This window comes from Streptomyces sp. AK010, assembly GCF_014207295.1.
Taxonomy (GTDB): Bacteria; Actinomycetota; Actinomycetes; order Streptomycetales; family Streptomycetaceae; genus Streptomyces; species Streptomyces massasporeus.
Map to the genome: position 1 here is coordinate 391,955 of NZ_JACHCX010000004.1, position 19,283 is coordinate 411,237.

16 protein-coding genes and 2 pseudogenes are annotated in these 19,283 nt (G+C 72.4%); 13 read left to right on the plus strand and 5 right to left on the minus strand.

Annotation, left to right across the window (positions count from 1 at the left end):
• Positions 1-44 precede the first annotated feature (44 nt).
• The 3 genes from hmgA (at position 45) to HDC93_RS10620 (ending at position 3,460) form a co-directional block, all read left to right on the plus strand.
• Positions 45-1,415, plus strand: coding sequence for a homogentisate 1,2-dioxygenase (hmgA, locus tag HDC93_RS10610; RefSeq protein ID WP_185009489.1), 1,371 nt, complete (start codon positions 45-47; stop codon positions 1,413-1,415).
• A gap of 43 nt (positions 1,416-1,458) precedes the next feature.
• Positions 1,459-2,208 carry a GntR family transcriptional regulator gene (locus HDC93_RS10615; RefSeq protein WP_185009490.1) on the plus strand — a complete coding sequence of 250 codons (750 nt, stop codon included), beginning with the start codon at positions 1,459-1,461 and terminating at the stop codon, positions 2,206-2,208.
• 94 nt (positions 2,209-2,302) lie between these two features.
• A complete protein-coding gene (locus HDC93_RS10620; RefSeq protein WP_185009492.1) occupies positions 2,303-3,460 on the plus strand; it encodes a type ISP restriction/modification enzyme in 1,158 nt (385 codons plus the stop codon).
• Here the strand turns inward: HDC93_RS10620 and HDC93_RS10625 are convergent.
• Positions 3,457-3,642, minus strand: a pseudogene (locus HDC93_RS10625) (TetR/AcrR family transcriptional regulator); the annotation flags it as partial. The gene HDC93_RS10620 and the pseudogene HDC93_RS10625 sit on opposite strands and share 4 nt — an antisense overlap.
• A gap of 2 nt (positions 3,643-3,644) precedes the next feature.
• Between HDC93_RS10625 and HDC93_RS10630 the strand changes: the two are divergent.
• Positions 3,645-3,926, plus strand: a pseudogene (locus HDC93_RS10630) (ABC transporter permease); the annotation flags it as partial.
• A 178-nt stretch (positions 3,927-4,104) separates the two neighbouring features.
• On the opposite strand, the gene HDC93_RS10635 reads toward HDC93_RS10630, so the two are convergent.
• The 3 genes from HDC93_RS10635 to HDC93_RS10645 all read right to left on the minus strand — a co-directional run bounded on the left by HDC93_RS10635 (position 4,105) and on the right by HDC93_RS10645 (position 5,849).
• On the minus strand, positions 4,105-4,371 hold the full coding sequence (locus HDC93_RS10635) for a hypothetical protein (RefSeq protein WP_030850794.1): 267 nt from the start codon (positions 4,369-4,371) through the stop codon (positions 4,105-4,107).
• A gap of 126 nt (positions 4,372-4,497) precedes the next feature.
• On the minus strand, positions 4,498-5,310 hold the full coding sequence (locus HDC93_RS10640) for an anti-sigma factor domain-containing protein (RefSeq protein WP_185009494.1): 813 nt from the start codon (positions 5,308-5,310) through the stop codon (positions 4,498-4,500).
• The gene (locus HDC93_RS10645; RefSeq protein ID WP_185009496.1) at positions 5,307-5,849 is read right to left on the minus strand and encodes a sigma-70 family RNA polymerase sigma factor; all 543 of its coding nucleotides are present in this window, start codon (positions 5,847-5,849) and stop codon (positions 5,307-5,309) included. The genes HDC93_RS10640 and HDC93_RS10645 overlap by 4 nt, the downstream gene beginning before the upstream one ends.
• A 227-nt stretch (positions 5,850-6,076) precedes the next feature.
• Here HDC93_RS10645 and HDC93_RS10650 point away from each other — a divergent pair, with 227 nt between their 5' ends.
• The 4 genes from HDC93_RS10650 to HDC93_RS10665 all read left to right on the plus strand — a co-directional run bounded on the left by HDC93_RS10650 (position 6,077) and on the right by HDC93_RS10665 (position 12,645).
• Entirely contained in the window at positions 6,077-7,609 is a 1,533-nt protein-coding gene (locus tag HDC93_RS10650) for a DUF4331 domain-containing protein (protein ID WP_185009498.1), read from the plus strand.
• Between the two features lie 106 nt (positions 7,610-7,715).
• Positions 7,716-9,287, plus strand: a complete 1,572-nt coding sequence (locus tag HDC93_RS10655; RefSeq protein WP_185009500.1) for a lipopolysaccharide assembly protein LapB — start codon at positions 7,716-7,718, stop codon at positions 9,285-9,287.
• Positions 9,284-10,894 (plus strand): nickel transporter, encoded by a 1,611-nt coding sequence (locus HDC93_RS10660; RefSeq protein ID WP_185009502.1) that lies wholly within the window; start codon positions 9,284-9,286, stop codon positions 10,892-10,894. The genes HDC93_RS10655 and HDC93_RS10660 overlap by 4 nt, the downstream gene beginning before the upstream one ends.
• Before the next feature lie 113 nt (positions 10,895-11,007).
• Positions 11,008-12,645 (plus strand): serine/threonine-protein kinase, encoded by a 1,638-nt coding sequence (locus HDC93_RS10665; protein WP_311774530.1) that lies wholly within the window; start codon positions 11,008-11,010, stop codon positions 12,643-12,645.
• A gap of 4 nt (positions 12,646-12,649) precedes the next feature.
• Here HDC93_RS10665 and HDC93_RS10670 read toward each other — a convergent pair whose 3' ends face one another.
• Positions 12,650-13,456: an SGNH/GDSL hydrolase family protein gene (locus HDC93_RS10670; RefSeq protein WP_185009504.1), complete on the minus strand. Its 807-nt coding sequence runs from the start codon at positions 13,454-13,456 to the stop codon at positions 12,650-12,652.
• A gap of 338 nt (positions 13,457-13,794) precedes the next feature.
• Between HDC93_RS10670 and HDC93_RS10675 the strand changes: the two genes are divergently transcribed.
• The 5 genes from HDC93_RS10675 (at position 13,795) to HDC93_RS10695 (ending at position 19,259) form a co-directional block, all read left to right on the plus strand.
• Positions 13,795-15,000, plus strand: a complete 1,206-nt coding sequence (locus tag HDC93_RS10675) for a S8 family peptidase (protein WP_185009506.1) — start codon at positions 13,795-13,797, stop codon at positions 14,998-15,000.
• A 478-nt stretch (positions 15,001-15,478) separates the two neighbouring features.
• Complete coding sequence (locus tag HDC93_RS10680) at positions 15,479-16,300, plus strand: glycosyltransferase family 2 protein (RefSeq protein ID WP_185009508.1); 822 nt, start codon at positions 15,479-15,481, stop codon at positions 16,298-16,300.
• Positions 16,297-17,295, plus strand: coding sequence for a glycosyltransferase family 2 protein (locus HDC93_RS10685; RefSeq protein ID WP_185009510.1), 999 nt, complete (start codon positions 16,297-16,299; stop codon positions 17,293-17,295). The genes HDC93_RS10680 and HDC93_RS10685 overlap by 4 nt, the downstream gene beginning before the upstream one ends.
• Positions 17,288-18,088 carry a polysaccharide deacetylase family protein gene (locus HDC93_RS10690; protein ID WP_185009512.1) on the plus strand — a complete coding sequence of 267 codons (801 nt, stop codon included), beginning with the start codon at positions 17,288-17,290 and terminating at the stop codon, positions 18,086-18,088. The genes HDC93_RS10685 and HDC93_RS10690 overlap by 8 nt, the downstream gene beginning before the upstream one ends.
• Before the next feature lie 76 nt (positions 18,089-18,164).
• On the plus strand, positions 18,165-19,259 hold the full coding sequence (locus HDC93_RS10695) for a DUF5925 domain-containing protein (RefSeq protein WP_185009514.1): 1,095 nt from the start codon (positions 18,165-18,167) through the stop codon (positions 19,257-19,259).
• The last annotated feature ends 24 nt before the right edge of the window (positions 19,260-19,283 follow it).

Here is a 19,283-nt window from a genome sequence, read left to right on the forward strand (position 1 = left end):
CCTACGGTACTGCATAGGAATCAACCGGCAAGGGAGCAGCGATCATGGGCGATGGGGGCACCACCCGCGCGAGCGGGTTCGAGCCTGGAGGAGCGCGGAAGACCGCCGAGGGGCTGGCCTACCTCTCCGGCTTCGGCAACGAGCACAGCTCGGAGGCCGTCCCGGGCGCGCTGCCCGAGGGCCGCAACTCGCCCCAGCGGGCCCCGCTCGGGCTGTACGCGGAGCAGCTGAGCGGTTCGGCGTTCACCGAGCCGCGGGCGCACAACCGCCGCTCGTGGCTGTACCGGATCCGCCCCTCGGCGGCGCACCCGGCGTTCACCCGGACCCACAGCGGCTCGATCCGCACCGCCCCCTTCACCCAGACCGTGCCCGACCCCAACCGCCTGCGCTGGAACCCGCTGCCCGACCCGGGGCCCGAGACCGATTTCCTGGCGGGTCTGTGGACCCTGGGCGGCAACGGTGACGCCACCCAGCGGACCGGCATCGCCGTGCACCTCTACTCGGCCAACGCCTCGATGGACCGGGCGTTCAGCGACGCCGACGGCGAGTTGCTGATCGTCCCGGAGCGCGGCGGGCTGCTGCTGCACACCGAGTTCGGCCTGCTCCATGCGGAGCCGGGACATGTGGCGCTCGTTCCCCGTGGGGTCCGCTTCCGTGTGGAGCTCCAGGACACGGCGTCCGACGGCGGGCAGAGCCCGACGGCCCGAGGCTATGTGTGCGAGAACTACGGCGCCCCCTTCCGCCTCCCCGACCTGGGCCCGATCGGCGCCAACGGGCTCGCCAACCCCCGGGACTTCCGCGCACCGGTGGCGGCGTACGAGGACGTCGAGGGCCCGGTGGAGGTGGTGAACAAGTTCTGCGGCAACCTGTGGACGGCCACCTACGACCACTCCCCGCTCGACGTCGTCGCCTGGCACGGAAACCATGTGCCGTACATCTATGACCTGCGCCGTTTCAATGTGCTCGGCACCATCACCTACGACCACCCCGACCCGTCGATCTTCACGGTGCTGACGTCCCCGTCGGACACCCCGGGCCTGGCCGGTGTCGACTTCGTGGTGTTCGCGCCGCGCTGGCTGGTGGGCGAGGACACGTTCCGGCCGCCGTACTTCCACCGGAACGTGATGACCGAGTACATGGGTCTGATCGAGGGCGCGTACGACGCGAAGGCGGAGGGCTTCGTGCCGGGCGGCGGTTCGCTGCACAACATGATGTCGGCGCACGGCCCGGACCGGGAGACGTTCGACCGGGCGAGCGCCGCGGAGCTGAGGCCGCAGAAGATCGACGACGGTCTGGCGTTCATGTTCGAGACGCGCTGGCCGCTCACCCTCACCCCGCACGCGGCACGCGCGGAGCACCTCCAGCGGCGCTACGACGACGTATGGCAGGGCCTGGAGCGGCACTTCCGCCCCTAGCGGGCCCCTTGCACTGATCATTTCCTACCGGTACGGATGGCCCGTGACCTCCTTCGCCCCGGATTCCATCGTCCTGAACCGCAAGCTGCCGCTGTGGTACCAGGTGTCGCAGTCGCTGCGCGCCTCGATCCTCGGCCGCTCGCCCCAGGACCCGCTGCGGCTGCCCACCGAGGAGCAGCTGGCCGGGCACTACGGCGTGAGCGTGCTGACGATGCGGCAGGCGCTGAAGGAGCTGGAGGACGAGGGACTGATCTCGCGCCACCGCAGGCGGGGCACGTTCATCGAGCCGCACGCGCGCCGGGGTTCCCCGGTGCGCCTGCTCGGCTCGGTGGACGCGATCGTGGCCCAGCAGTCCGGCATGACGACCGAACTGCTGGACCACGGCAGCGCGCCCGTGCCGGGCGAACTCGCCGAGTTCTTCCCGGATGTGCGGGAGGTGTCGACGTACCACCGGCTGCGCAGCGACGAGAAGACCGGTGAGCCGACGAACCACGCCCGCAACTACGTGCGCCCCGAACTGGCCGCGCGGATCGACCTGGACGACCTCGTCCGGTGGCCCATGACCAAGGTGCTGCGGGACGTGGTGGGGGCGGACATCAGCCGCATCACGGACACGGTGGAGGCGCGGCTGGCCGACCCGGTGACCTCGAAGCTGCTCCACGTCCCCCTGTTGAGCCCGATCCTGCACTACACCGGGGTGACGTACGACGCCGACGGGCGGCCCCTGGACGTGGCCGTCATCCACTACCGGGGGGACCGGTTCTCCTTCACGGTGACCCTGGACGCCACGTGAGCGCTCCGCTGGAGGCACCGCGTCCGTCCGCGCGCCGGTGGGGGCCGGTCGCGCCGTTCCCCGCGCCCCTTCGGGGCGCTGGATACGTCGTACGATGCCCAGCGTGACGCACGACGACGCTCCGCTGCTGGCGGACCTCATGCCGTGGTCCGTCGCACCGCCGCGGCTCGGCCGGGGCTGGCCGGCGGCCCCCGACGCGGGGTCCCTGAAGGCCCGTTGGGACGCCCTGGTCAAGGCCGAGGGCCCCGACCGCGAGTCGCTGTTCGAGCCGACGCGGTCGCGCACGCTGCACACGGCGGTCGGCCGGTTGCCGGGCCGAAGCGGCAGCGGCGGCACGGAGAAGCTGGTGCGCGCCTCGGGACCCTGCCCGGAGCCGGTGCGCGTGCTGCTCGCGCCCTACGACGAGCAGTGGCTGATCCCCGACCAGCGACTGATCGACGCGGCCCGCCCGGAGCTGTGGCGGGTGGCGGACGAGCGGCAGGTCTTCGTGGCGGAGGCGCCCGGGGCCACCCCTCCCCTGCTCGCCACCTCACTGCTCCCGCTGCTCCGTCCCGGCCGGGTCCGCCCGCTGTTCCGCCGCCCGGGCGGCAGCGAGCCGAATCTGGCCCCGGGTCTGCTGGAGCACCTCGGCAGCCGGCTGGGCAGCGCCCCGTCGCCGCTGGACGTGCTCGCCTGGATCACGGCCACGGCCCGCCCGGACCTCACCGTCCCGCTCACCGGGGACGCCGACGCGTGGGAGCGGGGCCTGGAAATGGGGCACCGGATGCTGTGGCTGATGCGCCGCGACGGCGAACGCCCGAAGCTGCCCGGCGGCCGCCGCCCCTACGTCCGCGCCCCGCTGCCCTCCCGGCCCGTGACGCTGCGCTACGACCGGGACGAGGAGGCCCTGTTCCTGGACGAGGGCCGCGTCTCCCCGGTGCCGCCGCAGGCCTGGGACTTCGAGGTGGGCCAAGTGCGTGTCCTGGAGCAGTGGTTCGCGACCCGCGTCGCCGTCCCCGAGCCGGGCACGCTGGCGGCGATCCGTCCCGCCACCTGGCCCCAGACCTGGACGTCGGAACTGCTGGAGCTGATCACCGTCCTCGCGCTCCTGGCCGAACTGCGACCGCTGGAGGAGCCGGAGCTCCCCGACCCGGTCACGGCGTCGGAGCTGGGCAAGGCCGGCGTCCTCCCGGTGCCGAGCGCGGCCCGCCGCCCGGCGTCGGTGCTGGAGGGGCCCGAGGAGGGCCCCGAGGGGCAACTGGCGCTGCTCTAGTCGCGCCGGCTGCGCGACTCGGGGTCGAAGGCGTCCAGGAGGCGTTCGAGCGCCCGTCTGAACACGGCCTCCAGATCGACCGGCCCGCTCTGCTCCGTGAAGGCCGCCGTCATCCGCGGATAGGCGCCGGTGGCGATCCGGCTGCCCAGACAGGCCATGCGGACCGCGTTCTCCTCCTCCGCCGGCGGCCGGTCAGCTGGGCGGTGCGACGTTCCTGCTGCCGCTGCTGTCCAGCGCCTACCTCCCGACGAGCGGGCTGCCGGGCTGGCTGCGGACGGTCGCGGAGTGGAATCCGATCAGCGCGGTGGCCACGGCCCTGCGGGACCTCTCCGGCAACGCGCCGGTGCCCGACGGGGCGGCCTGGCCGGTGGCCCACCCGGTCGCGGGGTCGCTGCTGTGGTGCGCCGTACTGCTCGGGGTGTTCGTGCCGCTGGCCGTGCGCCAGTACGCGCACGGGGAGCGGTGAACGGGCGGCCTGAGCCGCGGACGTGGCCCCCGGTCACTGCCGGGCGGGGATGAGGCACCGACAGGGGGCGTGCCGCGCTCGGGAACACACCTGGCGTCGCTGCGAAGCCGCGGGGATGACGGACGACGAGTGTCGCAGCGCTGCGCCAGGGGCGGTGTGACCGCCCGAGCGCGGACCCCTACCTGCTGCCGAACAGCGAGCGGCGCAGTCGACGCAGCGGCGCGAAGAGCGAGACGCGACGCACGCGCGCGCCCCTGCCACTGCGGTCGTGCGGCTGACGCGCGGTCAGTTCCCGCATCAACGAGGTCGCCTCGACCGTCTCCCGCTGAGGGACGGCGGGGCCGCCCAGCACCGAGAGGTGGCGGTCGAGGCGCGAACTGGTCGCGCTGCTCCCGCAGGTGATCGCAGGGACCCTGGCCCTGCTGCGCACTGTTATCTGATCCATGTCACTCCCCACCCGTACGAGTCCACCCGGCCCGGGCAGGTTAACCCTATCGCCCCGTCCGGGCACTCGTGTATCGCGGTCACAGGATTCACCTTCCCCATAAGGGGGTTGACGATGTATCTCCGATCACTCTCCGAATCCAACAGATTTTAGGGCGAGTTGGACGATCGGCTGGGTAGTGGGCTGTGACGATCCCCCGCCGGGCTCGACGGTCACGGCCAGTGACGTCGCGGAGGTGCCCAAACCCGTTGCGACCAGGGGCGTGTCGCCCTCGAAGAGCCCGAGGGAGCGCGGTTGCGCGCCCGGGCGCATGAGCCACAACTGGTGCACGCGGCCGCCCGCGGGCGTCCCGTGTCCGCCGAGGGTGACCACCGCGCTCCCCTCCGTGGCGGAAGCGACCACTCCGATGGTGCGGCCCCGGCCGTCGCGGCCACTGCTCGCACGGGCGTCCGGAGCTGCCAGAACGTGGGCGATCTCACGTGACCGGTCTTGCTCGGCGGTCAGCCGGTCCTGGGTCCGGTCCGCCTGCACGGCGAACAGCGAGGCGACGACGAGGGCCGCGGCGGCGGTGGCCGTGGCGAAGGGCACGAACAGCGGGATCCGGCGCCGCTGCCGCTGCCGCGGCGGCGGCTTGTTGCCCCAGACGTGCGGCGGCAGCTGTGTCGCCCGCGCCGGCTCACGCGCCGCGCCCCGGGGCGGCGGGTCCTGCGGGGTCGTCCGGACGGCGAGCATGACCCGGTCGCGCAGCGCGGCCGGGGGCGGGGCGGCGGTGGACCAGGCGAGCCGGACGGCGTCCTCGGTCAGGGCGCGCACCTCGGCGGCGCAGCGGTCGCAGTCCCGAAGGTGCTTTTGGAAGCGGACCCGCTCCGGGGGTTCGAGGGCGTCCAGTGCGTAGGGCGCGGCGAGCGAGTGAAGGTCCTCGCGGCGGAAGAGGCTCATGCCACTCCTCCCAGGCACTCGCGCATCCGGGTCAGCCCGTCCCGCATGCGGGTCTTGACGGTGCCCAGCGGCAGGGAGAGCTGCTCGGCCACTTCACGGTACGTGTAGCCCTCGTAGTAGGCGAGGGTGACCGACTGGCGTTGCAGGACGGTGAGCCGGTCCAGGCAGCGGCGCACCCACTCGCGTTCGAGGCCGGCCTCGACCTCCTCGGTGACCTGGTCGAAGGCGGGCTGGTTCGCGCGCAGTGCCTCGCGCTGCTCGCGCTCCCCGGCCGCCCGGGCGCTGCGGACCCGGTCGACGGCGCGGCGGTGGGCCAGGGTGAGGATCCAGGACATCGCACTGCCCCGGCCGGGGTCGAACTTCGCCGCGGAGCGCCACAGTTCGAGCAGCACCTCCTGAGCCACCTCCTCCGACTGGGCGGGGTCGCGCACCACGCGCCGTACGAGACCGAACACCGGGCCGGACACCACTGCGTACAGCTCCTCGAACGCCTTCTGGTCCCCACCTGCAACGAGCAGCAGCAGCTCGTCCGCCTCCACTCGGTCCCCCTCTCCGAGGCCGCACCGGGCCTGTCCCCTCACGCGAGGCATTCGCAACGCACACACCTCCGGACGGTGTTACGGATCAGCGCGCCGAAAACGCGGGTCGCCCGGCGATGAAACAACTTTCCCCACTCGCCGTAAGAACGTTTGAGATTCGACCAATCCGCTCTGCCGACCACTCCGAATGGCGTGTGTCAGGCAAGTTGGCACCGAGGACGGACGGCATGACACCTACCTTCAGGACCGGCGCGGGGCGCCGGAGCATCGCGACCGTGATCTGTGGTGCGCTGGCCACCGGCGGGCTCGCCGCCGCCGGTGTGACCGCGCTGGCCCCTGAGGAGGCCTCCGCCTCCAGCCACCGCGAAGCCCCGCTGATCTCGGGGACCCCGCAGTACGACAACACCGACGTGTACGCGTTCGTCAGCCCGGACAAGCCGGACACGACGACCATCGTCGCGAACTGGATCCCCTTCGAGGAACCGGCCGGCGGGCCCAACTTCTTCCCGTTCGCCGAGGACGCCCAGTACGACCTGCGCATCGACAGCAACGGGGACGCGCAGGAAGACCTGCTGTTCCGGTACACGTTCAAGACGCACACGAAGAACGACAAGACGTTCCTCTACAACACAGGCCCGGTCGAGAGCCTCGACGACCCCGACCTCAACATCACGCAGACGTACGACCTCGAGCTGATCAAGCTGAAGAACCTCAAGGCCGTGTCGAAGACCAAGGTCGCCGACGACGTGCCGGTGGCGCCGTCGAACGTGGGCAAGGCGTCGATGCCGGACTACCACACCCTGCGCAAGCAGGCGGTCCACAAACTCGCCGGGGGCGCCCAGACGTTCGCCGGGCAGGCCGACGACCCGTTCTTCCTGGACCTGCGCGTCTTCGACCTGCTGTACGGCGGGAACCTCTCCGAGGTCGGCAACGACACCCTCAAGGGCTACAACGTCAACTCGATCGCCCTCCAGGTGCCCAACAGCTTCATCACCGAGTCGCACGAGCAGCCGGTCGTCGGCATCTGGTCGACGACCCAGCGCAAGAACGCCAAGGGCTACTTCTCCCAGGTGTCGCGCCTGGGCAACCCGCTGGTGAACGAGGTCGTCAACCCGCTGAAGGACAAGGACAAGTTCAACGCGTCCACGCCGCGGGACGACGCCGAGTTCCTGGAGAACGTCACCAACCCGGAGCTGCCCAAGCTCATCGAGGCGATCTACAAGATCCCGGCACCCGCCGAGCCGCGCAACGACCTGGTCGACGTCTTCCTCAAGGGCGTCAAGGACCTCAACCAGCCGCCGCATGTGACGCCGTCGGAGCAGCTGCGCCTCAACACGTCCATCAAGCCGGCCGCCAAGCCCAAGCGACTGGGTGTCCTGGACGGTGACAACGCGGGCTTCCCTAACGGCCGTCGCCTCACCGACGACGTGATCGACGCCTCGCTCCAGGTCGTCGAGGGCGAACTGCTGGGCGCGAAGAACGACCTCGGTGACGCGGTCGACAAGAACGACAAGAAGTTCGAGAAGTCCTTCCCGTACGTGGCCCTGCCGACCGAGGGTTCGCGCGGCCCGCTCGCCAAGGGCGTGGACGGCGGCAACGACGTCCGCAGCCAGCTGGGCGACGCCCTCCAGCCGGCCGGCGCCGAGGGTTCGGACGACACGCGCCTGATGGCCGCCTCCGCGGGCGCCGGGGCGGGCGGCATCGTCCTGATCGGCGCGGCCTTCATGTGGTGGCGCCGTATGCGGAACCGGGCCTACTGACCCGCTCCGCACTCACGAACCGGAGCGGCCCGTTCCCCGTCCCCCACGGCGCGGGCCGCGCCGCCGAGTCCACTCCCCCACCCGCACATCCGATCGAGGAGAGGTCATGCCTGCGCGTACGACCGACAGCACACCGGAGAGGCCCGACGACGACCACGCGCCGTCGACGGCCCCGGAGCCCTGCGCCGGTGACGACGCGCCCACCCCTCCTCCGGCCGGCGAGGGCGAAGCCGAGGACACGGCCGGCGTCGGGGCCGAGGGCAAGGAAGAGAAAGAGGACAGGACCGGGGCCGACTCCGGTCAGCGGATCGTCGCGGTGCGGCGGGCCGCCGACGGGGGGCGGCGGTGGCGGGCTCTGCATCTGACGGGGTGCGCCGTGCTGCTGGCGGTCGCGGTGACCGGTGGGGCCATCGCGGTCGGGGGCGGGCAGGACCGCGGGGCCGGGGTCGACGCCGTCTCCGCGGCCGGGGCGTTGTCGCCGGGCGACCTCGCCCGGGGGGATCTCGACGCGGGGATCGCCTCCCTGCAGAAGCATCTGCGCGCCCAGCCCAAGGACTTCGGCAGCTGGGCCACCCTCGGGGTCGCCTACGTCGAGCAGGCCCGTACGAAGGGCGACCCCTCCCGGTATCCGCAGGCGCAGCGCGCCCTGAAGCGGTCCCTCGGGCTTGAACCCGGCAACGACCAGGCCCTGGCGGGGCAGGCCGCCCTCGCCGCCGCCCGGCACGACTTCCCCGGCGCCCTGACCCACGCCGACCGGGCCCTGAAGCAGAACCCCTACAACGAACGCGCCCTGTGCACCCGGATCGACGCCCTCGTCGAACTCGGCCGGTACGACGACGCCGCGAAGGCCGCCGACACCGCCGACGACAGGCGCCCCGGGATCCCCGTCTTCACGCGGTACGCGTACGTGCGCGAGCTGCGCGGCGACGTCCGCACGGCGCGTGAGGTGCTGGAACGCGCCCTGGGCTCGGCGCACGCGCCGGCCGACGTCGCGTACGTCGCCACCAGCCTCGGTCAGCTCGCCTGGAACCAGGGCGAGTACAAGACGGCCCTCGACCACTACGCCCGTGCCCTCGCCGCCGACGACGCGTACCTGCCCGCCCTGGAGGGCCGCGCCCGCGCGCAGGCCGCGAGCGGGGACGGGACGGCCGCCGTGCGGGGGCTGGAACAGGTCGTCGCCCGGTTCCCGCTGCCCGGCCCGCTCGTCGCCCTCGGCGAGCTGTACGAGGACCGCGGCGGCGACGGCGACCGGGCGAAGGCCGGCGACCAGTACGCCCTCGTCGACGCCTGGACGGCCCTCGCCCGCGCCGGCGGCGCCAACACCGACCTCGAGACGGCCCTGGCCGCCGCCGACCACGGCGACGAGAAGGAGGCCCTGCGCGCCGCCCGCGCCGAGTGGGACCGCCGCCACAGCGTGCACACCGCGGACGCCCTCGCCTGGGCCCTGCACGTCAACGGCCGGGACGAGGAGGCCCTGCCGTACGCCCGCCGGGCGACCGCCACCGGCTACCGCAACGCCGTCTTCCTCTATCACCGCGGCGTCATCGAGCGCGCCACGGGCGACAAGCGCGAGGCCCGCACGCACCTGAAGGCCGCGCTGGACCTGAACCCCGGCTTCTCGCCGCTCGGCGCGCGTGAGGCCCGTACCGCACTCAAGGACCTGGAGGGGAACCGGTGACCCTGCGCCGGCTGTTCGCGTCCGGCGCCGCCGTCCTCACGGCCGCCTGCGCGCTCACCCTGCTGCCCGCCGCCACGGCGAGCGCCCACCCGCTGGGCAACTTCACCGTCAACCGCTACGACGGCCTGGTCGCGGCCCCCGGCGAGCTGCGGGTCCATCACGTCGAGGACCTCGCCGAGATCCCGGCGACCCAGGCCGGGCCCGACATCGAACGGCTGGGCATCGCCATGTGGGCCCGCGAGCGGTGCGCCACGGCCGCCGAGGACAGCCGCGCGTCCGTCGACGGACGCGCGGTCGCCCTCACCGCCGAGCGCGGCCACGCTCGCGTGCGGCCCGGGCAGGCGGGGCTCGACACCCTCCGGGTGGAGTGCGAGCTGACCGCGCCGCTCCCGTCGGACGAGAGGACCCTGTCCCTCGGCTTCCGCGGCGCGGGTGCCTCGACCGGCCCGGGCTGGCGGGAGATCACGGCGCGGGGCGACCGTATGACGCTCGCCGCTTCGGATGTGCCTGAGAAGTCGATATCGGACGAACTGACGAGCTACCCGGAGGAGTTGCTGTCCTCCCCGGCCGACACCGCGTCGGCCGCCCTGCGGGTGCGCCCCGGCGGCGCCGCCCTGGCCGAGGAGGAGTCGGACGCCCCCGCGGCCTCCGTGCTCCCGCGCGGCGCGGACCGCTGGACGCGTGCCCTGGACGACCTGGTGGCCCGGCAGGACCTCACCGCCGGCTTCGCCGCGCTGGCACTGCTCGTCGCCGTCGTCCTGGGTGCGATGCACGCGCTCGCCCCGGGCCACGGCAAGACCATCATGGCCGCGACGGCGGCGGCCCGGGGCGGCCAGGCGAGGATGAAGGACGTCCTGCCCATGGCCGCCTCGGTGACCATCACGCACACCCTGGGCGTGGTCGCGCTGGGCCTGCTGGTCACGGCCGGCTCGGCGGCGGCGCCCTCGGTGATCGCCTGGCTCGGCGTCGCCAGCGGCCTCCTGGTGACACTGGCGGGCGCGAGCCTGGTCCGCCGCGCCCTGCGCAACCGCGCGCACACCCACCACCCGCACGGTCATCCGCACGGCCCCCCTCACGGCCACGGAAGCCACACCCACGACCACGACGGCCACACCCACGATCACGACCATCACGGCAAGCACGACCACGACCACAAGCACGACCACGACCACGACCACCCGCACGATCACAGCCACCCTCACTCCCACCCCCACACGATCGAGCACACCCACGGCGGTTCCACCCACAGCCACGCCATCGCCCCCACCCTGCGCGGCACGATCCTCATGGGCTTCGCTGGCGGGCTCGTGCCCAGCCCGTCGGCGGTGGTGGTGCTGGTCGGCGCCGCCGCCCTCGGGCAGGCCTGGTTCGGTCTGCTCCTCGTCGTCGCGTACGGCGTCGGGCTGGCGCTCACCCTCACGGCCGCCGGGTACGCCGTCGTCAAGGCGGGCAGCGGCATGACCCGGCTCCTGGACCGGCGCCCCCGCTGGACGGGGGGCCCGATGGCGGCCCTGGTGCGCCGCACCGCACCGCTCGGTTCGGCCTTCGCCGTGGTGGTTCTCGGCGCCGGACTGGTGTTCAAGGGGGCGGCATCCGCACTCGGCTGAGTTACGTTCGTGAGACATCGGGCGTCAGGAGAAAGCGGACGTCGTGAGGAAAACCGACCTCATGGGGAAGACACACCCCATGAAGATTTCGCCCGGCTGCGAATGGGGGCGCCGTGTTCGAAGAACCGGGCCATGAGCGTGTGATCGCGGGCCGCTACCGGCTCCTGGCACCGCTGGGCGAGGGCGGCATGGGAACGGTGTGGCGCGCCCGCGACGAGGTGCTGCACCGCGAGGTCGCCGTCAAGGAGGTGCGCGCCCCGTCCGGCCTGGCGGGCGACGACGTGCAGCGGATGTACGCGCGGCTGGAGCGGGAGGCGTGGGCGGCGGCCCGGGTCGCCAACCGCAACGTGGTGACCGTGTACGACGTGGCCACGGACGACGGCCGGCCGTGGATCGTCATGGAACTGGTCCGCGGCCTCTCCCTGGCCGAGGTCCTCGACGCCGAGGGCCCGATGGCGCCGCAGCGCGCCGCGCACATCGGCGCCGAGGTGCTGGCCGCGCTGCGTTCCGCGCACGAGGCCGGGGTGCTGCACCGCGACGTGAAGCCGGCCAACGTGCTGATCTCGAACGACGGCCGGATCGTGCTCACCGACTTCGGCATCGCCATGGTCGAGGGCAGCTCGGCGCTGACCATGACCGGGGAGGTCATCGGCTCGCCCGAGTTCCTCGCCCCGGAGCGGGCGCTGGGCCGTACGCCGGGCCCGGAGTCGGACCTGTGGTCGCTCGGGGTGCTGCTGTACGCGGCGGTCGAGGGCCACTCCCCCTTCCGTCACGACACCCCGCTGAGCACGCTGCGGGCGATCGTCGACGAGGAGTTGCCGCCTCCGTACCGGGCCGGTCCGCTCGCCCCGGTGATCGAGGGGCTGCTGCGCAAGGATCCGGAGCAGCGGCTGCCGCCCGAGCGGGCCGAGGAGGATCTGCGGGTCGTCGCCGCAGGGGGTTCCGCTCGTCCGGACACCACGCGGGCGGTTCCGTTCCCGCCGGCGGTCGTGGGCCACCCCGAGCCCGCTCCCACGCCCCCGATGCCGTTCCCCGGCCGTCCGGCGGCGTCCGGGTCGACCGCGACCACGACGGCCGCCGGCCGGGACGGGGAGCGCAGGACCGGGCGGGTGCTGGTCGCGGGTGTGATCGCGCTGGCGCTCGCGGTGGGCGGGCTGACGTACGCGCTGCTGAACAACGGGGACGGTTCCGACGGCAACGACCAGGGCGCCGGGGACGGTACGCCCACGGCGACCAAAGGCCCGCCGCGCAGCACCGGGAAGGAGAAGTCCAGCCCGTCGCCGACCCCGAGCGAGTCGAAGGAGAGCAGTCCGCCGCCGCAGTCGGTGCGGGTCGCCCTGCAGGGCAGGCGTACGGATTATGCGGGCCCGTGTCCGCCGCCGAACGCCCAGGCGCCCGAGTTCACGGCGACGCTCACGGTGGGCCGGTTGCCGGCCGAGGTGAGCTACCGCTGGGTGACCCAGGACGGCCAGGTCCTCGACGGGGGCTGGAAGACGCTGTCGTTCGCGGAGGGCGGCGGCCGTTCGAAGCGGGACACCGTGCGGGTGACGACCGAGGAGGAGAGCGGGACGTTCGAGAACGAGATCAGCGTGGAGGTGCGCGAGCCGGTGCGGACGACGTCCGAGTCGGTGCCGTTCTCGGTGGCGTGCGAGACGGAGACCCCGACGGGCGGGGCCTCCCCTTCTCCCTCCGGTACGGATCCGGACCCGGGCTCGGATCCGGAGTCGAATGCGGATCCGGACTCCGGCTGAGCGGTCAGTCGTTGCTGTTGAGCACGGGCAGATAGCCGCCCGACTGGCCGGGTGCCTTCGGGTGGTACGACTCGCCGATGTTCAGCCAGCTGACGCTGTGCAGCCAGGAGTCGCCGGAGCAGATCTCGTGGCCGGTGAACGCGGTGCGTACGTCGCCGAAGGCGAAGCCGTGGTTCGCGGCGCGCTTGGCGATGGCGGTGTTGAGGTGGTCGGAGGCGTCGTTGATGGCCTTGCGCTTGGTCTCGGACAGACCGAGGCAGGTGGCGCCGAGCTTGTAGAAGCGGGGGTAGCCGAGGACGACGACCCGGGCGGCGGGGGCCTTGGAGCGGATGGCCGAGTACACGCCGTCGAGCTTGCCGGGCAGCGTGGAGTCGACGTACGCGCGGGCGGTGTTGATGCGGGCGACGCAGGAGCTGTCGGACTGGGTCACGCAGGTCGTCATGACGTCGGCGAATCCGGCGTCGTTGCCGCCGACGCTGATCGAGACGAGGGCGGTGGAGGCGCTGAGCGGGGTGAGCTGACTCGCCAGAACATCACCCGTTCGGGCGCCCGAGCAGGCGGTGAAGTCGAAGGTCGAGGGTGAGTGGGCGGCGGCCCAGAGGTAGGGATAGGCCTTGGTGCTGCGCTTGCAGTCGCCGCTGGAACTGATGTAGCTGCCGGCTCCGACTCCCGAGGAATAGGAGTCACCGAGCGCCACATAGCCGCCAGTTGCGGCGAGTGAGGACGCCTGCGCCGTCGCTGCCCCGGTGAGGGCGGTGCCGACGGCGAGGAGGAGCGAGCTCACGAGGACGACAAGTCGGGAACGTCTCATGGAACCTCCCTTTAGCAGGATCTCTGCCATAACCGTCGTAGCAGCTACGCGTGTTGACAGGAAGTGTCCATGCCAAGTCTTTTCGGCCCTTCCCGGCTTCACGTGGCCTGTTCACGACGGGTTGTGTTACGCGCCCACCTCCCCCTGTTGCGCGGACATGACAAATTTGTTGACGGGTGCTCAACTCCCTTGTTCTACGCCGGTAGTTGGCCGACGCTTTACTCCGGCCGGGAGCGGAACGCGACGCTCCCCGGCCCGTGTGCGCGAGCACGCGCACATCCCCCACATGACGCGCGCCCCACCCAGGCGCGCGCCGCCTAGAGGAGGACTCCCTCGTAATGGCACAACTGCGCAGCAAGAGACTCGGGTTCGCCGCACTCACCTCGCTGGCGGCCGCCGCCCTCGTGGGCGGGCTCACCACCGTTCCCGCCCAGGCCGCACCCGCCGAGGGCCGGGTGCTCGCCGCGGGCTCCCCGACCGCGATCAAGGACAGCTACCTCGTCACGCTCAAGAAGAGCGCGGGCCTGAAGGCGTCCTCGGCCGCGGGCAAGAGCCTGGTGAAGGAGTACGGCGGCTCGGTCGACAAGACGTTCGGCAAGGCTCTGAACGGCTACTCCGCCACCCTCTCCGCCACCGAGGCCAGGCGGCTCGCCGCCGACCCGGCGGTGGCCTCCGTCGAGCAGAACCAGCGCGTCACGCTCGCCGCCACCCAGACGAACGCCCCCTGGGGCCTGGACCGCGTCGACCAGGCCTCGCTCCCGCTGTCCGGCACCTACACCTACCCGGACAGCGCGGGCAGCGGTGTGACGGTCTATGTGATCGACACCGGTGTGCGCATCACCCACCAGCAGATCAGCGGCCGTGCCTCACACGGCTACGACGCGGTCGACGGCGACAACAACGCCTCCGACGGCAACGGCCACGGCACCCATGTGGCCACCACGATCGCGGGCACGACCTACGGCGTCGCCAAGCAGGCGAAGATCGTGGGCGTGCGGGTGCTGAACAACAGCGGCTCCGGCACCACGGCCGGCGTGATCGCGGGCATCGACTGGGTCACGCAGAACCACTCCGGCCCCTCGGTCGCCAACATGTCGCTCGGCGGCGGCGCCTCCGCCACCCTGGACACGGCCGTCCGCAACTCCATAGCCAGCGGCGTCACGTACGCCGTCGCCGCGGGCAACAGCAGCACCACCGCCTCCTCGTCCTCCCCCGCCCGGGTCGCCGAGGCCATCACGGTCGGCGCCACCACCAGCACCGACGCCAAGGCGAGCTACTCCAACTACGGCTCCGCCCTGGACATCTTCGCGCCCGGCTCCTCCATCACGGCCGGCTGGCACACCAGCGACACCGCGACCAACACCATCTCCGGCACCTCGATGGCGACCCCGCACGTCGCGGGCGCGGCGGCGGTCTACCTGGCCGGTCACACCTCGTCCACCCCGGCCCAGGTCGCCACGGCCCTGGTGAACGGCGCCGTCACCGGCAAGGTCACCAGCGCGGGTTCCGGCTCGCCGAACCGGCTGCTGCAGATCGTGCAGTGACCGGCGTCCGCACCGGCACCTGAACACGTGTTCCCCGGAGGCCCTGATCGCCTCCGGGGAACGCATGTTTATGGGACGGGAACGTGCAACTCGCGTCGCACAAGGTGTCTGACGCAACGGCCAAACCAACAAAAACGTGAGCGGCTGTTCCAGGTCTTGCCATACGGGTTCAATCGTCAATACCGTCATACATCTCACCCGCATCGGTCCGTCAGTACGCGGCTCCAGGGGAGGGCTCAAGGACCGCGACGAACCGGCGCGGGGCGCGGTAGGGGGGTGCCGTGCTCGGTGACCGCACGTGGTGACCGGGCCGTGCCGCGCGGTCGGCTGCCGTTTTCGCGGCCGGCCAGCTTTGCCAGCTCACCCGGCGTGCCCGCAGCTCCATTCGGCGTGCCTCGAGTGAGAACCCCCCTTTCGAACCGGATTGGATCCGGACTGCCCTGGGGGGGCGGTCCACCGGACGAGAGGGACCAGACTCATGAGCTCAGTTCTGCAGCCGGCCGCCGCGGAGCAGCATCCGCCGGTCGCCGGGAAGTACCGGCCCGTCTCCTCGCACCTGGCCATCGCGCCGCCGGTGAGCGTGGTCATCCCGGCCATGAACGAGGCGGAGAACCTTCCGTACGTCTTCAAGTCCCTGCCCGACTGGATACACGAAGTGGTCCTGGTCGACGGCAACTCCACCGACAACACCGTCCAGGTGGCCCGTGAGCTGTGGCCCGAGGTGAAGGTCGTCGAGCAGCGCGGCAAGGGCAAGGGCGACGCCCTGATCACCGGGTTCCAGGCCTGCACCGGCGACATCATCGTGATGGTCGACGCGGACGGCTCGGCGGACGGGGGCGAGATCCTCTCGTACGTCTCCGCCCTGGTCTCCGGCGCGGACTTCGCCAAGGGCTCCCGCTTCGCCAACGGCGGCGGCACCGACGACATGACCTTCATCCGCAAGCTCGGCAACTGGGCGCTGTGCACGGTCGTCAACCGCAAGTTCGGCGCCCGCTACACCGACCTCTGCTACGGCTACAACGCGTTCTGGCGGCACTGCCTCGACAAGATCGACCTCGACTGCACCGGCTTCGAGGTCGAGACGCTGATGAACATCCGGGTCGTCAAGGCCGGGCTGAAGGTGCAGGAGATCCCGAGCCACGAGTACCTCCGCATCCACGGCGTCAGCAATCTGCGGGCCGTGCGGGACGGACTGCGCGTGCTCCGGGTGATCCTTCAGGAGCGCTCCAACCGCCGTGCGCTGCGCCGCCGTTCGCCCCAGTCTCCGATGCTGGACGCGATGCGGGGAGAGGTGTCTTGAGCGGTCCCGGCATCTCCGTCGTGATCTGCGCGTACACCGAGGACCGCTGGGAGGACATCCTCGCCGCGGTCTCCTCGGTCCACGCGCAGTCGCGGCCGGCCCTGGAGACGCTGCTGGTCGTCGATCACAACGTGACCCTGCGGGAGCGGCTGGCCAAGGAGTACAAGGAGTTCTCCGACGACGCCGTGGTGCGGGTGCTCGCCAACGCGGGCCCCCGCGGCCTGTCCGCCGGCCGCAACACCGGCATCGCCGCGGCCCGCGGCGAGATCGTGGCCTTCCTCGACGACGACGCCGTGGCCGAGCGCGACTGGCTGCGGCACTTCGCCGAGGCGTACACCGACGACCGGGTGATGGCGGTGGGCGGGCGTACGGTGCCGGTCTGGGCGTCGGGGCGGCGGCCGGACTGGTTCCCGGAGGAGTTCGACTGGGTGGTGGGCTGCACGTACCGGGGCCTGCCGCGCGGCCGGGTGCGGGTGCGCAACGTGCTCGGCGGCAACGCCTCGTTCCGCCGCAGCGCCTTCGACGCGGCCGGGGGCTTCGCCACCGGCATCGGCCGGGACGGCGACAAACGCCCGCTGGGCTGCGAGGAGACGGAACTGTGCATCCGCCTCAGCCGGGCCCGGCCCGACGCGGTACTGCTGATCGACGACCGGGCGGTGATCCACCACCGGGTGCCCGAGATCCGCGAGCACTTCCGCTATTTCCGCACCCGCACCTACGCCGAGGGCCTGTCCAAGGCGCTGGTGGCGCGCAGCGTCGGCGCCGAGAAGGGCCTGGAGTCGGAGCGCCGGTACGCCACCCGGGTCCTGCCGGCCGGGGTGGCCCGGGGACTGCGGGACGCCCTGCTGGCCCGGCCGGGCGGTGCGGGCCGGGCGGGGGCGATCGTGGCCGGGGTGCTGACGGCGGCGGGCGGTTACGTCGTCGGCAGCGTCCGGGCGCGCCGGGGCGGGACCACGTTCCGGGTGCCCGAGGTGGAGGTGGCGGCCCGTGAGTGACGTCCGCGTCCCGATCCTGATGTACCACGCGGTGTCGACCGACCCGAACGAGGCGACCCGCGCCCTGTCGGTGACCCCGGAGGCGTTCGCCGAGCAGATGGCGGTGCTCGCCGACCGGGGCCTCACGCCGGTCACCACGGCCGGACTGGCGGCGTGCTGGCGCTCCGGCCGCGCGCTGCCCGAGCGGCCCGTCCTCATCACCTTCGACGACGGCTACGAGGGCGTGCACCGGCACGCCCTCCCCGCCCTGGCCAAGCACGGTTTCCCGGCCACCCTGTTCGTCTCGACCGGGTGGCTCAGGGGGCCGTACGACACCGGGGGCGGCCTGGACACCATGCTGGACTGGGACCAGGTGCGCGAACTCGCGGCGGCGGGCGTCGAGATCGGCGGGCACAGCCACAGCCACCCGCAGCTCGACCAGGTCTTGGACGCCACCCTGCGGTTCGAGCTGATCCACTGCAAGGAGATCGTCTCGGACCAACTGGGCACCGTCCCGGCCTCGTTCGCCTACCCCTACGGCTACTCCAGCCGCCGGGTCCGGCAGGCGGTGCGCGAGACGGGCTACGCCCAGGCCCTCGCCGTCGGCAACGGCCTCGCGCGGCGCGCGCAGGGGCCGTACGCGCTGCGGCGGGTGACGGTGCGCCGCAGCACGGACATCGAGGAGTTCGAGCGGGTCGTCGAGGGCCGCGCGATCGCCCGTACGTTCGCCGGGGACCGTGCCCTGACCAAGGGGTACGCCGTCGTCCGCAGGGTCCGGCAGGCTCGCCGGCTGGTCTCCCGCTCCGTGGGCTGACCTGCACGGGGGCGACATGCCGCGTGCACCTGGAAACCGGGTGCACGCGGCGTCCCCGTGCCGGATCATGGCGGGCATGTCTGGAAACCCGCACGAGGCGCTGCCGATCCGGCTCAACGTCGACGACTCCGACTCCCCGTCCGACGTCGTCGACGCGCTGTTCCTCGGCCGCTTCGCGACGGGCGAGCAGCCGTTCTCCCACGCGGTGAACATCGACCGCGTGCGGTCCGGTGCGACGCTGCTGCCGCCCGGCGCCCGGGTGCTGCGTGTCGCCCGGGACGACGACCGCAGCGCGACGCTCGCCGAGGGCGACGGCTGGACGCTGCTCATCTCCCGCTGGAACCGGGGCGCCGACGTCACGGTCACGGCGACCGGCGAGGACCTCGCGAAGAAGATCCTCGACCAGGCCACGGACGGCGCGGCGGACGAGCCCGAACCCCAGCCGGAGAACGTCACGATGGGCTTCTGGTACGTCTCCCCGCGCCGCGGCCCGCACCGCACCACCCGCCAGATCGCGGCGGGCACCTGGGACGAGGTCCGGCCCAACTACACCGCGCCGGTGGCGGACGCCATGGACCGTCTGATGAAGACGACCCCCGAGGACATCGCGGGCCGGCTCCTGCTGCTGCACGGGCCGCCGGGCACCGGCAAGACCTCGGCGCTGCGGACGCTGGCCCGGTCCTGGCGCGACTGGTGCCAGGTGGACTGCGTCCTGGACCCCGAGCGGCTCTTCTCCGACGTCGGCTACCTCATGGACATCGCCATCGGCGAGGAGGACGCGACGGGCAAGGGCCGCTGGCGGCTGCTGCTCCTGGAGGACTGTGACGAGCTGATCCGCGGCGAGGCCAAGCACACGGCGGGCCAGGCCCTGTCGAGGCTGCTGAACCTGACGGACGGCCTGCTCGGCCAGGGCCGCAACGTCCTGGTCGGCGTCACGACCAACGAGGACCTGGAGCGCCTGCACCCGGCCGTGGTCCGCCCGGGCCGCTGCCTCGCCCGGATCGAGGTCGGTCCGCTGACCCGCAACGAGGCGGTGAACTGGCTGGGCCGGGAGGACGGCGTCGGCCGTGAGGGCGCGACGCTGGCGGAGCTGTACGCGCTGCGCCGGGGCACATCCCCGACGTCCCTGCCGGAGCCGCGCGGGGGCGTCGACGCGGGCCTGTATCTGTAGGAGGTCCCCGCCCGCCGGTGTTTT